Here is a 15,726-nt window from a genome sequence, read left to right on the forward strand (position 1 = left end):
ATTCTTAATCTCGTTTTTAAATCGCTCACAAAAAAAATCTTTAATTATTAAAAAAGATAAATTTCTCCTATTGAATTTAGCTCAGAATAAATTTCCACGAAATAATATTAATTATTTTCATTAAAGTGAATTAAAAAGATTTGTAAAATATATAAAATAAGCTAGTTAACATAATAAATTTTTCTAAAAAAAGTGATATTTAATTTTGTGAATCTCATTTTTTCTTTTTTTCTTTGAGGTGTTCAAACCCAAATGCGCAAAAAAGTTTAACACAATTTTAATTATTAAAAAATTTATTACGATGAAAAAATTTAAAAAATTATCTCGCAATGATCTTAAAACAGTAAAGGCAGGCGAAAAGAGAACTTTTTTTGTAGAAACCTCTTGTGGAGTATCAGCTATGACTACTCAAGATTGGACTTATCAGCAAGTTGACGAATGGGAAGCAAAGCTTGAAGCGTATTACTGTAAAAAACCAGTTTACAGTGGTTCTGATGTTGAACACCTAGCTTAATTTATGTTCTGCATTTATAGCGAAATAGCTATAAGTGCAATTTTTAAATGAGAACAAATTCTATGTATTATAATAAAAAATCATTTAGTCTTTTATTTTTATTTTGCGCTGTTTTTTTTCATGCTCATTTATACAAAAAAGATACTTTGCGTGGTGAGTTTATTTATCTGTTAAAAGCTAAATTTGACACACGAACAGAAAATAGAAAAGAAGAACTTTTTTTATTACAAATAACTGACAAGCATTCGTTTTTTGCAAGTACCATATCGTTGAAAGGTGATTCGGTAATGGCGAATTCTGGAACAAGGACAGAAAATTCCGATGGAAGTATAACTTTGGGATGGAAAAAAGGAACTGTGATTCCAAAAACAAATTTCAATTTTACCATCATACAGTCAAACGATAATATACAATTTTTTGATACAGCCGGATTGTCGCTATTAACCTATAAAGAACCTGTAATAAAGAATTGGAAGCTTATTAATGAAACAAAAATAATTAATTCTATTAATTGTAAAAAAGCGGAAGTCAGGTTTAAAGGAAGAAACTGGATTGCATGGTATTCTCCAGAAATTCCATTTCCATATGGACCAATGAAATTTAGTGGATTACCAGGATTAATCATAAAAATAACTGATGATAAAGGAGATTTTGATTTTGAATTAGTAAAATCAGTGCCGGATTCTAAATTAAAAGGAAAATTAATTAACATTAAGAAAAGCAGATATTCCGAAGCTATAGAAACGACACAGGCAAAACTAAAAAAGGCTCAGGAAAATGCCAATGCCAATGCAGCGGCTGTACTTGCAAGTTATGGAACAATCATTATAGAAGGAAAGGAAATAGTAAGGCAAAGAGAGAAAGAAAGGGAAAAAGCAAGGGCAGAAAATAAAAAATTTGCAAATCCGTTAGAATTAGAAAACTAAAATAGGATTTATTTAAAACTCAAATTCTTCCGTTAATCTTTTATCCTCATCCAATCTTTCAATCAATTTCTCTAAACCTTCAAATTTAATTTCGTCATGAAGAAAATCTCTGAATTTCACAGTGATTTTTTCATCGTAAATATCACCTTCAAAATCCAGAATATAAACTTCAACGGTTAATTTTTCTCCGTTTACAGTTGGGTTTGTTCCAATGCTCAACATTCCTTTATATTGCTGACCTTTTACAAAAACTTCAACGATATACGCACCTTTTTTAGGAAGTAATTTAAGGTTTTCAGTTTCGATATTTGCGGTTGGATAACCAATTGTTCTGCCGATTTTTTTACCGTGAACAACAGTTCCGGAAATCGAATAGGAGTACCCCAACATTTCATTTGCCTCCAAAATATTACCTGCCAATAAAGCATTTCTGATTTTTGTTGAGCTGATATTATTTTCGTGGATGTTTATAGCTTCCATTTGCTCGACCTCAAAATCTAATTCTTTAGAAAGCTTTTGAAGCAATTCAAAATTTCCGCTTTTATTTTTACCAAAAGAATGATCGTAGCCGATAATTAAATATTTTACATTTAATTTCTCAATTAAAATCTGACGAACAAATTCTTCACCGGTAAGATTTCTAAACTCTTCATCAAATTCTTTCAGAAATAAATTATGGATGCCGTATTTCTCCATCAATAAAGTTTTTTCATCCAAAGTATTAAGAAGTTTTAAGTCTTCATTAGGATTAAAAACAAATCTCGGATGCGGCCAAAAGGTAAGGACCGCAGTTTCCAGATGATGAGCCGAACCCACTTTTTTTAGTTCGTCGATGATACATTTATGACCAAGATGTACTCCGTCAAACATTCCCAATGATAATGCTAAAGGCTTTTGGGAAGGATAATCACTAAAATTTCTGAAAACTTTCAAGATGAAAAAATTTTGACTGCAAATATAAGTATAATGTAACAATGTACCAATGTAACAGTTTAACAATCTATTAATGTAACAAAATAAGATATTGTACGGAGAAATTTATTGGTAAATTGGTAGATTTTTATATTGCTAAATTGTTTAAAAAGTATGATAAAAATCTTTTTTTTAGCAATTGCAGGTTTGTGAAGATTCATTATATTTGCACCAAGAAAAAATTTAGCAATGGCAAACCAAATTAAAGGAAAAATTTCTCAAATTATTGGTCCTGTAATCGATGTAGTTTTTAATAATGTAGAAGCTATTCCTAGTATCTATGATGCTTTGGAGATTACAAAAGAAAACGGTGAAAAAGTAGTATTAGAAGTAGAGCAGCATATTGGTCAGGATACCGTAAGATGTATCGCAATGGATGCAACTGATGGTCTTAAAAGAGGTCAGGATGTAATCGGATACGGAAATCCTATTATCATGCCAATCGGTGATGCGGTAAATGGAAGACTATTCAACGTTGTTGGTGATGCTATCGACGGAATTCAGGAAATTTCTAAAGAAGGTGGTCTTCCTATTCACAGACCAGCTCCGAAATTTGATCAACTTTCAACTTCTGCAGAAGTTTTATTTACAGGTATTAAAGTAATCGACTTAGTTGAGCCTTACTCAAAAGGAGGTAAAATTGGTTTGTTCGGTGGTGCAGGTGTAGGTAAAACGGTATTGATTCAGGAGTTGATTAACAATATTGCAAAAGGACACGGTGGTCTTTCTGTTTTTGCCGGTGTAGGTGAAAGAACGAGAGAAGGAAACGACCTTTTGAGAGAGATGTTAGAATCAGGTATTATTAAATACGGTGATGATTTCATGCACTCTATGGAAAATGGAGGTTGGGATCTTTCTAAAGTAGATTTAGAAGCGATGAAAGATTCTAAAGCTGCATTCGTTTTCGGACAAATGAACGAGCCACCTGGAGCAAGAGCGAGAGTAGCACTTTCTGGTCTTACTTTAGCTGAGTACTACAGAGACGGTGGTGAAACAGGACAAGGTAGAGACGTACTTTTCTTCGTAGATAATATCTTCCGTTTTACACAAGCTGGTTCTGAGGTATCTGCACTTTTGGGTCGTATGCCTTCTGCGGTAGGTTACCAACCAACTTTGGCATCTGAAATGGGTGCAATGCAGGAAAGAATTACTTCTACTAAAAATGGTTCAATTACTTCAGTACAGGCGGTTTACGTACCTGCGGATGACTTAACTGACCCGGCTCCTGCTACAACATTTGCTCACTTAGATGCAACAACAGTATTAGATAGAAAAATTGCTTCATTAGGTATTTATCCGGCGGTAGATCCATTGGCTTCTACATCAAGAATCTTGGCTCCGGAAATTATCGGTGAAGAACATTATAACTGTGCTCAAAGAGTAAAAGAAATTCTTCAGAGATACAAAGCGCTTCAGGATATCATTGCAATTCTTGGTATGGAAGAGCTTTCAGAAGAAGATAAATTGGTAGTTTACAGAGCAAGAAAAGTTCAGAGATTCCTTTCTCAGCCTTTCCACGTTGCAGAACAGTTTACAGGTATTCCTGGATCATTGGTTGATATCAAAGATACGATCAAAGGATTCAACATGATTATGGATGGTGAATTGGATCACTTACCGGAAGCTGCTTTCAACCTGAAAGGAACTATCGAAGAAGCGATCGAAGCTGGACAAAAAATGTTGGCTGATAACGCTTAAGAAATTTTAAATGTTAAATTTTAGATTTTAGATTGAATTTCAATAATTTATAATTTAAAATCTATAATCTATAATTTCATAAAAATGAATATAAAAATTTTAACACCAGAATACGTAGTTTTTGAAGGAGAAGTAGACTCAGTATTGCTGCCGGGAAAAAATGGTGAATTCCATTTAATGAAAAACCACGCAGGAATTGTTTCTTCATTATCAGGCGGAAAAGTAAAGCTTTTTACAAAGTCTGTAGATGAAGCTTATGCTAAAAACTTCACCAAAGAAAATGAAAATCAAAACGAAGTTTATACGTATCCTATAAAAAGCGGTGTTGTAGAATTTAATCACGATAAAGGAATTATCCTTTGCGAATAATTAAAATCGAAGCTAAATATATTTTCAAAAAAGTGTAACTTTGTTTACACTTTTTTTATGCTTTGTAAAATCTGATTTTATGAAACAAAGTTTAATCATGTTCTTTACAATTTTGGGCTTCATTCTAAATGCTCAAATTATTAAAACGAAAAGAGGCATTGTTAGTTTAGACGGAATTCATGTTGCAAAAATCTCAAGCAAATCTGGTGAATACACTTTTATGGATTTGAAGGAAACCCCCATTTTCACGATGGAGTTTGTCGATAAAAGCGTAGTAGATTCTGTACGAGATAGTTATGTGAAGTTGAATCGAATCTATAATCGTGAAAAAACTTTAGATATAGATTACATTTCTCCGTCTGCATTTTCCGGAGATGAAAAATCTGCTGTCTATACTTGCATCAAAGGGTTGAAGATTATCGATGAAAGAGGAATCAACATAAAAAATCTGGATGAGCTTTTCAAAAATATGCCGAAACGTAAACTCGATACCAAAACAAAAGAAGCTTATACCACAAGATCTAAAATTGACAGATTAAATATTACGGTCAATAATGTCGGGGAAATTTTGAGTAATGGCGTTCCGGTCGGGTATTTCACCAATTTACCTGTAAGTTTTGGCTCTGAAGATACCATTTCAGATAAAACTTTTGTTGACATTGAAATGTATGATGCCAAAAGTAAATTGGTTGGTCGATACAGTACAACGACCAAAAGAATTACAACAGCAGGTGGAAAAGTTTTTACTTTATATAGAGAAATGTCGGGTCGGGCTTCGATTCTGAAATTTCCTACTTACAAAGCACTTGCCGAGAGAATGGCAATTTTAGATCCCAATTTTATTAAGGTTCAGGATAAAATAATCGTGGGTGAAGTCGTAAAAGATGGCGTAGAAAAAGATAAAAAATAATTTGAATATTTAATGATTCAATAGAAACGGGCTTTAGCCCGTTTTTTGTAGGTTCAATTTCAATTGGCTTTAGCCGTGTACGCCCAAGAGTTTTGTTTTTTTGTTTTTACGTAATTCTCAGCGATTACGTTTTTTGTTAAAAATATAACTTTAGAATTTCCTTTAAAACTAAATTGGTCTTCATCCAACAAACAATCGTGAATGTAATCTGGATGAATAGTTGTCTTTGGAATTTTAAAATCAAACCAATCCTGCAATGGAATTTCAAAATTAATTCCGTGCATAAAATTGAATAAAGACTTTTTTAAACCAAAACTAAATTTACTGTGATCGATTCCAGTTTTGTCTTTGAAATCAATATCATTATTAGCAAACAAAATTTCTTGCTTAATTGGAGTCACTCCAAATTCTTCAGGGTTTTGCCCGACCGGAGAATGCGCCGTCATCGCAAACTGATGCCAAAAACCGCTCTGTAAAATTCCCATTTCAAATAATTGACGAACCATTTCCAAAGAATCCACCGTTTCCTGAACGGTTTGAGTCGGGTAGCCATACATCAAATAAGCGTGAACCATAATTCCTGCTTCGGTAAAATTTTTGGTAACTTTCGCAACCTGATCTACGGAAACTCCTTTATCAATTAATTTCAACAATCGATCACTCGCAACTTCAAGTCCGCCCGAAACCGCAACGCAACCCGAAAGTTTTAAGAGAAAACATAAATCCTGAGTGAAACTTTTTTCAAAACGAATATTTGTCCACCAGGTTACCACAAGATTTCTGCATAAAATTTCCAAAGCAACTTCTCTCATCAGAGCGGGAGGAGCGGCTTCATCTACAAAATGAAATCCGGTCTCGCCGGTTGTTTTAATTAATTCTTCCATTCTGTCAACCAAAATTTTGGCAGAAATGGGTTCATAAATTTTTATATAATCTAAAGAAATATCGCAAAAAGTACATTTTCCCCAATAGCAACCGTGTGCCATTGTCAATTTATTCCATCTTCCATCGCTCCACAAACTGTGCATCGGATTGGCAATTTCAATAACTGAAATATATTTATCTAACTGTAAATCAGTATAATCGGGAGTTCCTATTTCCGATTGTTTATAATCGTGTTTGGTAGAATTATTTTTGTAAGTAACTTCTTGGTTTTCAATTAAAAAAGTTCTTTTGAAATGAGATTCTTCGCTTTGCTCAGAATGACAAACATTTTCATAAACTAATTCCAAAGGAACTTCGCCGTCATCTAAAGTAATAAAATCGAAAAATTCAAAAACTCTTTGGTCTTTAATTTCTCTTAATTCTGTATTCGGAAAACCGCCACCCATTGCCGTTTTGATGTGAGGATAATTTTCTTTGATAAATTTTGCTGACCGAAAAGCTGAATACAAATTTCCGGGAAACGGAATTGAAAAACATACTAATTTTGGCTGAACCAATTCTAATTTTTCATTGAGAATTTTTAAAGTAAAATCGTCAATAAACGTTTGAGAATCATTCAGTTTTGAATATAATTCATCAAAAGAATTGGCGCTTTTACCTAATCTTTCGGCATATCTGCTAAATCCAAAATCTGAATCTACATTTTCAACAATATAATCAGATAAATCTTCTAAGTATAAAGTAGACAAATGTTTAGCTTTATCCTGAAGTCCCATATTTCCAAAAGCAAATTCCATATCATCCAACTGGTTGAACCGGGAAGCTTCGGGAAGAAAATTCATCGAGCAGATCTGTCTTGCCAAAGTAGGATTTTTATTCTGTAGAAATAAAATTACCTGATCAATTGTTTTTAAATATTCATCTCTTAAAGCAAAAATTCGTTGGGAGTTTTCTGAAATATTCCGCAGATCAATTTTGGTATTAAAAATTTTTTGAATTCCGTCTCTTGAAAATAACTCTAAAATCACTTCGATCCCCAAATCAATTTGATAGCTTGAAATATTTTTGGTATTCAGAAAACCTTTAATATAAGCAGTCGCCGGATAAGGAGTGTTGAGTTGCGTGAAAGGTGGAGTGATGAGAAGAAGATCTTTCAAAAGGAATTTTTTTGCAAATTTATTCTAAATCTTTATGAATACACTTAGATTCTGAAAAGTTTTGCCACGAATGCACAAATAAATATTCGTGTATTCGTGGCAATTATAAAAAATTATGTTTAGTCTTAAATTTCTTTGAAACTTAAACCTTGTTCAGATAATAATTTTTGCTCCTGATCTTTGTAATATCCACTTTTCAGTTTATCGTGAATCGCATCAAACGCAGCTAATGTTTCGTTAATTTCTGCATCTGTGTGAGAAGCGGTAGGAATTAATCTCAGTAGAATCATTCCTTTAGGTATTACAGGATAAACCACTACAGATGTGAAGATTCCGTAATTTTCTCTCAAGTCTTTAACTAATAAAGTTGCCTCTACCGGAGAACCCTGCATCATTACCGGAGTTACACAAGTATTGGTATCACCGATGTTGAAACCTCTTTCGCTAAGTCCGTTTTGTAATTTTAAGGTATTTTCCCAAAGTTTAGCTTTAATTTCAGGTCTTGTTCTTAGCAATTCCAATCTTTTCAAACCTCCGATTACCATTGGCATTGTTAAAGATTTAGCAAAAATCTGAGATCTTAAATTGAATTTCAAATATCTGATAATTTCTTTATCTCCTGCGATAAATGCTCCGAAACCAGCCATAGATTTTGCAAAAGTTGAGAAATAAACGTCAATCTGATCCTGACATCCTTGCTCTTCTCCAGCTCCGGCTCCTGTTTCACCAAGAGTTCCGAATCCGTGTGCATCATCTACTAAAAGTCTGAAGTTGTATTTTGATTTTAGTTCGCAGATTTCTTTTAGTTTACCTTGTTGTCCTCTCATTCCGAAAACTCCTTCAGTAATTACTAAAATACCGCCTCCGGTTTCTTCTGCAACTTTTGTAGCTCTTTTAAGATTTTTTTCAAGACTTTCAATATCATTGTGTCTGTAAGTAAACCTTTTACCGGCGTGAAGTCTTACACCGTCTACGATACAAGCGTGAGAATCTACGTCGTAAACAATCACATCATTTCTGCTTACCAAAGCATCGATGGTAGAAACCATTCCCTGGTAACCGAAATTTAATAAATATGCTGAATCTTTTTGTACGAATTCTGCCAATTCTTTTTCCAGTTGCAAATGTTGATGCGTTTCGCCAGACATTGCTCTTGCTCCCATCGGATAAAACATTCCGTATTCTGCGGCAGCTTTTGCATCTGCTTCCAAAACTTCGGGATGATTACACATTCCAAGATAATCATTAGCACTCCAGAAAATCACTTCTCTTCCCTGAAACTGCATTCTCGGCCCGATTGGTCCTTCTAATTTAGGGAAAATAAAATACCCTTCACCATAATCTGCAAACTGTCCAAGAGGTCCCGGATTTTCTTTTATTCTTTCAAAAATATCCAACATTATATTCGTAATTTTTTAAGTAAAAAAGCCTTTTGTGAATTACAAAAAAGGCTTTATTTGTATCTTTTTTAAAATTTATTTGATGATTTCTGTCTTGAAAACTTCATCGTAATTGTGGAAACAATTATTGATAAAACCTTGCTCTTCCATCCATTTGTCACTGTAAACTTTGGTGATATATCTGGATCCGTGATCCGGGAAGATCAAAACAACGAAATCGTTTTCTGAAAACTGATGAGAGTTGGCATACTGCATTAATCCTTGTGTAACAGCACCGGTTGTATAACCTCCCATAATTGCTTCTTTAAGAGCGATCTCTCTGGTTCTGTAAGCCGACATTTCGTCATTTACTCTTACAAATTCATCGATTTTATCAAACAAAAGAGCAGAAGGTATCAGGTTTTTGCCCATTCCTTCGATCTGATAAGGATGTACATCTTCTTTGTGAATTTCACCAGTCTCGTGATAACTTTTCAAAATAGAGCCATCTGCATCAACACCGATAATTTTGATGTTTGGGTTTTTCTCTTTTAAGAATTTTGCAGAACCGGATAAAGTACCACCTGTTCCCGTGCATGCAAAAAGATGAGTGATTTTTCCTTGAGTCTGCTCCCAAATTTCAGGACCTGTCGTATTGTAGTGTGCATCAATATTCAGCTCATTAAAGTACTGGTTGATGTAAACAGAATTTGGAGTTTCCGCAGCAATTCTCTTAGCTACTTCATAATATGATCTCGGGTCATTCGCAGGTACATTCGCAGGACATACATAAACTGTTGCACCAAGAGCTTTAAGATAAGCTATTTTTTCGGGTTTTGTTTTGTCGCTCACTGCCAAAATACATTTGTATCCTTTAATGATGCAAACCATTGCAAGTGAAAAACCGGTGTTTCCTGAAGTGGTTTCTACAACTACAGAATCTTCCTTTAATAAACCTTTTTTCTCAGCGTTTTCTATAATATGAAGTGCGATTCTATCTTTAGTGGAATGTCCAGGATTATATGATTCTAACTTAGCATAGATGGTTGCAGGAATTTCTTTTGTTACGGTATTAAGTTTTACCAAAGGCGTACTCCCAATCAAGCCAAGAATATTATCGTAAACATTACTCATTATTTGTTATTTTTCAATAAAAATCTGACCGCAAAAATACAAAAAAATAAATAATTTCTAAACTTTTAGTTAATTATAAGTTCTTTAATTATATAAATACGTGATTTATTTTTACTTTCAGTCATCCGAAGCGGACAAAAAGCATTGCATTTTTCACGTACTTATCGACCATAGAACCCAATTTTAGTTTTTGGGATTGCGGTGAATACATTTCTTCGGCAGTAAAATTAGAAGTAACGCATGCTCCGGGAGCTGCTTTATTTCAGATTGTGGGAGCAGTAGCTGCCATTTTTGCTTTAGGTAAGGGTGAAAATTACTCAATCGTTATCAATGCAATGTCTGCATTATTCAGCGCATTTACCATTTTGTTTTTGTTCTGGACGATTACTCATTTCGTAAGAAGACTTCTTAACAAAGATTTTGAAGAAATCACAAAACATCAGGAGATTTCTATCCTTTTTGCAGGAGTTATCGGGGCTTTATGCTTTACTTTTTCAGATACATTCTGGTTTTCTGCAGTGGAAGGTGAAGTGTACTCAATGGCATCGATGTTTATTGCGCTTTTAGTTTGGTTGATCACTAAATGGGAAAACGAATATCTTGAGAAAGACAATGAGAGATGGATTATTTTAATCTTCTTTATTTTAGGACTTTCTGTGGGAGTTCACATGATGGGAATGCTTGCAATTCCTGCGGTTTGCTTAGTATATTACGCAAGAAATTATCAGTTTACCTGGAAGAATTTTCTTTTTGCCAACCTGATTACTTTAGGAATTTTAATTGTTGTATTTAAAATTATTTTCCCTGTAATCATGTCTTTATTCGGAAGGCTTGAAATATTCTTTGTAAATGGTTTAGGATTGCCTTTCCACTCAGGAACAATTGCAGGATTTATTATTATGGTTGCGCTTTGCTATTTCTTTATAAAATATGCAAGACAATCGAAGAAAAATATTTTTCAGACGGTAGCTTTGTCTGTGGTTTATATGATTATCGGTTTCTCTTGCTGGATGGTAATTCCGATCAGAGCAAACGCAAACCCGCCAATGAACCTTAATGATCCTGATACTGCAATCGGTATGCTTGATTATTATAACAGAGAACAATACGGAGACTGGCCTACAATTTACGGACAAAACTATACCGCATTTTTGGATGCAAACGGAATTGAAAAAAATGAAGATGGTAGTTTTAAAACTACTAAAACCGGAGATGTTTACGAAAAAGACGAAAAAACAGGAACTTACAGAAAAACTAGCGAACGTTTTAACTATGTTTTTAATAAGTCTCATGTAAGCTTAATGCCGAGAATGTTTAACGATGATAAAGATGTAATGGCAAATTACATTTCTATGTATGGCGCACCAGATTTTCAGTTTAATTACGGGAATGAAGATGTTGCAGACAGCCCGGAAGCACAGGAAATTTTTAATGAGCTTAAAGCTAAATATGAAGACGGAACGATTACTGCTTCAGATTATTTAAAAGTAAGACCTTATAATTTGATTACTGTTCAAAAGCCATCTTTGATGCAGAATATGGATTATTTTATCAATTTTCAGAATGGATATTATTTCCTGAGATATTTGATGTGGAATTACGTTGGAAGACAAAATGACCTGGAAGGAACCAGAGATACTACAAGAGGTAACTGGATTTCGGGTATTCCTGTAGTAGATAATTTATTAAATGGAAATCAGGAAACTTTGCCTGCAAAATACAAGAATGAAAGTACAGTTGCATTCTTCTTTTTACCTTTACTTTTAGGTATTTTGGGATGTTATTTCCAGTTAAATAGAGACTTCGGAAGATTCTATGCGATCTTATCATTATTTGTTTTAACAAGTGTCGGAATTATTTTCTACACCGGAGTAAAACCTTTTGAACCGAGAGAAAGAGATTATGCAATGGTTGGTTCGTTCTATGCATTTGCCATTTGGATCGGTTTGGGAGCAGGAGCCATACTTTGGTATTTACAGTCTAAAGTAAAATCTAATGCCGCAAACATTGGTTTTGGAGTGATTTTATTGGGAGTTCCGTTTATGATGGCTTTCCAGAATTATAATGTACACGACAGAAGCAACAGATATACAGCTTATGATTATTCTTATTCGGTATTAAAATCTTTGCCGAAAGAAGATATTTTATTTGTTTATGGTGATAACGATACCTATCCGGTTTGGGCAATGCAGGAAACCGAAAGATTCAGAGATGATGTAAAAGTGGTTAACTTTACCCTGCTTTCAACGCCTTGGAATATCGATCAGGTAAAGAGAAAAACCTATAATGCGAACCCAATTCCTAGTCAGCTTACCCACGAAGATTACAGAGATGGTGTAAACGACCAGATTTATCTGATGAAAAATAACGACTGGAAAAACATTATTGCAAACCTTCAGGAAGCAGGAGCTCCGCAAAGCATGATTCAGCCTTTCGAGAAATACTTGGCTCAGGATTCAATGACTTTAAAAGAAGCGATCAATTTCATCAAAATAAAATCTCCTGAAAAAGATGAAGTTTTAAAAATGATTTTTGGGGAAGAGCGTTACGAAAAATATAACTTCCTTCCTGTAAGCAAATTTGTAATCCCTGTAAACAAAGCAAATGCTGTAAAATCGGGTATCATTAAAGCTTCAGATCTTCCAAATACGGTAGATCAGATTGTGGTAGATTACAAATCAGGAACTTTATATAAAAATAACCTGATGATGTTTGATATTTTGGCAAATTTCGACTGGAAACGCCCGATCAACTTCTCATCAGGCGGAGTTTACGAAAGCGAAAATATTTTCTTCTTAGACGATTATCTTCAGTTTGACGGCTTCAGTTACAGGCTGGTTCCGATTCATACACCAAGAAGCAGTGACGGAGAAATGGGAAGAGTAGACGCAAACTCACTTTACAATATTGTAAAAAATTACAAATGGGGTAATTTTAAAGACCTGAATGTACATTTCGACGAAACAGCAACTTCAAACATTATGAGCTACAGAAGTTCGGCAAGTAGAGCAGCTGCAGCTTTAGCGCTATCCGGTCAGAAAGCAAAAGCATTAGAAATATTAGATATTGCTTCTAAAGAAATTCCTGCTGAGAAATACAACGATCCACGTTCTTTAAGTTCGATGGTTTACGGTTATATTGTTGCGGGACAGGAAGCAAAAGCCCTGAAGCTTGCAGAAGTTCTTAAAAAAGGAATTTTTGAAGAATACGATTATTATTTATCTTTAAGCCGTTCTGAGCAGGCGTATGTAGGAAGACCGATGAGATCAAAGCCAATGGAATATTCATTAGTGGTGACTTCGGTAACCGATGCTTACAAAAAGATAGGTCAGAAGGAGAAAGCTTACAATTATCTTGTGAAATCTATTGAGCCGATTGATAAGAAATTTAATGTATTCATTAAAGATCTTCAGCAGATGGGCAAAGAAAAAGCAATGAAAGAATCTGAAAATGTGCAGAAAATCACACCTTTCTATCAATATTTATTTGATGTGATGGAACCATTCGATTCTACTTATGCTAAAGAAAAAGAAGATCAGATTACCACAGCGATCATCAAAGCAACTCAATAAGACAAATACTTAAAACGGAACTTCGGTTCCGTTTTTTTTGTGTTGATATTCCTGAAATTTAGAATTATCTTTGCAGAACTAAAAAAAACGCAATGTCTGAATCCCAAAATAAGTATTTCCCGATCTACGCCGTATTTTTTGCCATTATTGCAAAGCTTTATTTTTTATTAACGCACCATATTCAGGAAGATGCATTTATCACTTGGCGGGTTGCTCAGAATTTAATGGATTACGGAGTGATCGGCTTCAACGGAGCTACGAAAATTTCGGCATCCACAACGCATTTGTACGTTTTTGTTTCCTATATTTTCAACTTGATTTTCGGAAAAGAAAATTTTATAGAACCGATACTTATTTTCAATACCACGCTTTTTACGATCGGAAGTTTATTTCTGTCACATCTTTTATTTAAAAACAATTGGCATAAAGCAATTTTCATCTTTTTATTTGGAATTTTACCTCCTTCAATCAAGATTTCAATTCTCGGAATGGAATACGGCATTCTGTTTTTCCTTGAAATGGCATTATTGTATTATGGTTTTAAAAAAGAAAAAAAATGGGCTTTTATTTTATTTCCGACGTTAATATTGTTTACAAGAATTGATACCGTAATTTTTCTCGGAATTGTATTTTTAGTGGATATTTTTTGGAATAAAAAAATCAGATGGAGTTACATTTTAGGTGGAATTTTAGGAGTTGCAGTCTGCGTTTCTTTTAACTGGTTTTATTTCGGTGAGTTGGTCAATAATACGATTGTTGCTAAAAAACTGGCTTACGATAAAGTGTTTACTTTGCATCAGAATATAGAATATTTCAGGTTAAACTACGGAAACTTTTGGGGAATGCTGAAGTTACCGGGAGATTTTAATCCAATCACCATTGTGATTGCTCTTTTTGAACTTCTTTGTTTTATTTATTTAATAAGACAAAGAAAAAAAAGAAACTATTTCCTATGGATTATTTTCCTTTTTGCATGGACAAAACAAATTGTTTTTCTCTCACAAAAAAGTTTGTTCGATTGGTATTACTGGGTTCCGCAGATCTTACTTTTTGTTCCGGTCTTGATCTTCGTTTTAGAACAGAAAACAAAAAGAAATCTTTGGGTGACTTTATTAATTTTGATTTATATTCTGCCGATGTTGGCTTTCCAAACGGTACATTCTATTGCAACAGGAAATGGTGAATGGAACTACAGAAGATCAATCGGATTATTTTTAAATACCTATGAAAAAGATAAAAAACAATGGATTTTTCTGGAACCTGCAGGTTATGTTCCTTATTTTTCAGGTTTAAAAACGATCGATGAAGTTGGTTTGGTCGACAAGCAAATTCAGGAAGAAATTAAAAAAGATAAACCGAATTATTGGATCAATACAGTAAAAAACAGAAAACCAAAATATCTTCTTTCCTACAAAAATTTATTTGAAGATAAAGATTCAGCCTATTATAAAGAAAATTACCGTCTCCTGAATGAATTCAGAATAAAAAATCATTTAGAAAGTGAATATCCTGTTTTAGAAAAAATCTACAACCTAAAACCTTCAGGAACAGATTATAATTTGTATGTAAAAGTGAAGAATTGAAAGATTTAAATTATTTAAAAATTCAAAAATTTCAGCTTATACCTAAATAATAATCTTAACTTCTAAAACCTAAAACCTAAAACCTAAAACCTAAAACCTAAATTTATGAAATACTGTGCTTTTCTCCGTGGTGTCAATGTAAAAGGAACGAATATGAAAATGGCGGAAGTCTGTCAGGTTTTCAAAGATGCCGGAATGGAAAATGTAAGTTCAGTTCTCGCTTCGGGAAATATTGTTTTCAGCTCAGACAAAAACAAAGACGAGCTGAAGACGATTCTTGAAAAAGCAATGTCTGAATATTTTAATTACGAAGCTTTCCTGTTTATTAAAAATGAAAAAGAAACAGAATTGTTCTGGAACGAAAATCCTTTTGAAAAAAAAGAAGATTTTCACACCTATGCTTTTGTGGGAAATGAAAATGTAGAAAATATTCTGATGAGTGAGTTTGAAAATGCCTCAAAATCTGAAAACGAAAAAGCAGAAATTGTCGGTACTAATTTTTACTGGCAGGTTTTAAAAGGAAATACATTAGACTCCAGCTTTGGAAAAGTTTTAGGAAAAAAAAGTATGAAAGATCAGTTTACAAGCAGAAATATTAATACTTTTGAGAAGATCATCAAGAAATTC

Annotated in this window: 12 protein-coding genes; 8 read left to right on the plus strand and 4 right to left on the minus strand. The window is 33.6% G+C overall.

The genetic code is table 11. The features are described 5' to 3' along the window. Nucleotides 1–301: 301 nt before the first annotated feature. Both AB4Y90_RS14775 and AB4Y90_RS14780 read left to right on the plus strand, forming a co-directional pair. Nucleotides 302–514 (plus strand): bacteriocin-like protein, encoded by a 213-nt coding sequence (locus AB4Y90_RS14775; RefSeq protein ID WP_441558307.1) that lies wholly within the window; start codon nucleotides 302–304, stop codon nucleotides 512–514. Between the two features lie 47 nt (nucleotides 515–561). Then, complete coding sequence (locus AB4Y90_RS14780; RefSeq protein WP_441558308.1) at nucleotides 562–1,440, plus strand: GLPGLI family protein; 879 nt, start codon at nucleotides 562–564, stop codon at nucleotides 1,438–1,440. A gap of 12 nt (nucleotides 1,441–1,452) precedes the next feature. Here AB4Y90_RS14780 and AB4Y90_RS14785 read toward each other — a convergent pair whose 3' ends face one another. Further along, entirely contained in the window at nucleotides 1,453–2,373 is a 921-nt protein-coding gene (locus tag AB4Y90_RS14785; RefSeq protein ID WP_441558309.1) for a bifunctional riboflavin kinase/FAD synthetase, read from the minus strand. A 228-nt stretch (nucleotides 2,374–2,601) separates the two neighbouring features. Between AB4Y90_RS14785 and atpD the strand changes: the two genes are divergently transcribed. The 3 genes from atpD to AB4Y90_RS14800 all read left to right on the plus strand — a co-directional run bounded on the left by atpD (nucleotide 2,602) and on the right by AB4Y90_RS14800 (nucleotide 5,389). Continuing rightward, a complete protein-coding gene (atpD, locus tag AB4Y90_RS14790; RefSeq protein WP_441558310.1) occupies nucleotides 2,602–4,110 on the plus strand; it encodes a F0F1 ATP synthase subunit beta in 1,509 nt (502 codons plus the stop codon). 84 nt (nucleotides 4,111–4,194) lie between these two features. After that, nucleotides 4,195–4,479: a FoF1 ATP synthase subunit delta/epsilon gene (locus tag AB4Y90_RS14795; RefSeq protein ID WP_441558311.1), complete on the plus strand. Its 285-nt coding sequence runs from the start codon at nucleotides 4,195–4,197 to the stop codon at nucleotides 4,477–4,479. 79 nt (nucleotides 4,480–4,558) lie between these two features. Then, nucleotides 4,559–5,389, plus strand: a complete 831-nt coding sequence (locus AB4Y90_RS14800) for a hypothetical protein (RefSeq protein ID WP_441558312.1) — start codon at nucleotides 4,559–4,561, stop codon at nucleotides 5,387–5,389. A gap of 59 nt (nucleotides 5,390–5,448) precedes the next feature. Here the strand turns inward: AB4Y90_RS14800 and AB4Y90_RS14805 are convergent, their stop codons facing one another. The 3 genes from AB4Y90_RS14805 to AB4Y90_RS14815 all read right to left on the minus strand — a co-directional run bounded on the left by AB4Y90_RS14805 (nucleotide 5,449) and on the right by AB4Y90_RS14815 (nucleotide 9,944). Continuing rightward, nucleotides 5,449–7,431 (minus strand): B12-binding domain-containing radical SAM protein, encoded by a 1,983-nt coding sequence (locus tag AB4Y90_RS14805; protein WP_441558313.1) that lies wholly within the window; start codon nucleotides 7,429–7,431, stop codon nucleotides 5,449–5,451. Nucleotides 7,432–7,556: 125 nt separating this feature from the next. Then, entirely contained in the window at nucleotides 7,557–8,828 is a 1,272-nt protein-coding gene (locus AB4Y90_RS14810) for an aminotransferase class I/II-fold pyridoxal phosphate-dependent enzyme (RefSeq protein ID WP_441558317.1), read from the minus strand. 78 nt (nucleotides 8,829–8,906) lie between these two features. Next, complete coding sequence (locus tag AB4Y90_RS14815) at nucleotides 8,907–9,944, minus strand: PLP-dependent cysteine synthase family protein (protein WP_441558314.1); 1,038 nt, start codon at nucleotides 9,942–9,944, stop codon at nucleotides 8,907–8,909. Nucleotides 9,945–10,051: 107 nt separating this feature from the next. Here AB4Y90_RS14815 and AB4Y90_RS14820 point away from each other — a divergent pair, with 107 nt between their 5' ends. The 3 genes from AB4Y90_RS14820 to AB4Y90_RS14830 form a co-directional block, all read left to right on the plus strand. Then, on the plus strand, nucleotides 10,052–13,516 hold the full coding sequence (locus AB4Y90_RS14820; RefSeq protein WP_441558318.1) for a glycosyltransferase family 117 protein: 3,465 nt from the start codon (nucleotides 10,052–10,054) through the stop codon (nucleotides 13,514–13,516). Nucleotides 13,517–13,608: 92 nt separating this feature from the next. Continuing rightward, nucleotides 13,609–15,099 (plus strand): hypothetical protein, encoded by a 1,491-nt coding sequence (locus AB4Y90_RS14825; RefSeq protein ID WP_441558315.1) that lies wholly within the window; start codon nucleotides 13,609–13,611, stop codon nucleotides 15,097–15,099. A 105-nt stretch (nucleotides 15,100–15,204) separates the two neighbouring features. After that, nucleotides 15,205–15,726 (plus strand): DUF1697 domain-containing protein (locus AB4Y90_RS14830; protein ID WP_441558316.1); only part of this gene is annotated, 522 nt, incomplete at its 3' end.

It is taken from the genome of Chryseobacterium sp. 2TAF14, assembly GCF_052115105.1.
GTDB lineage: Bacteria > Bacteroidota > Bacteroidia > Flavobacteriales > Weeksellaceae > Chryseobacterium.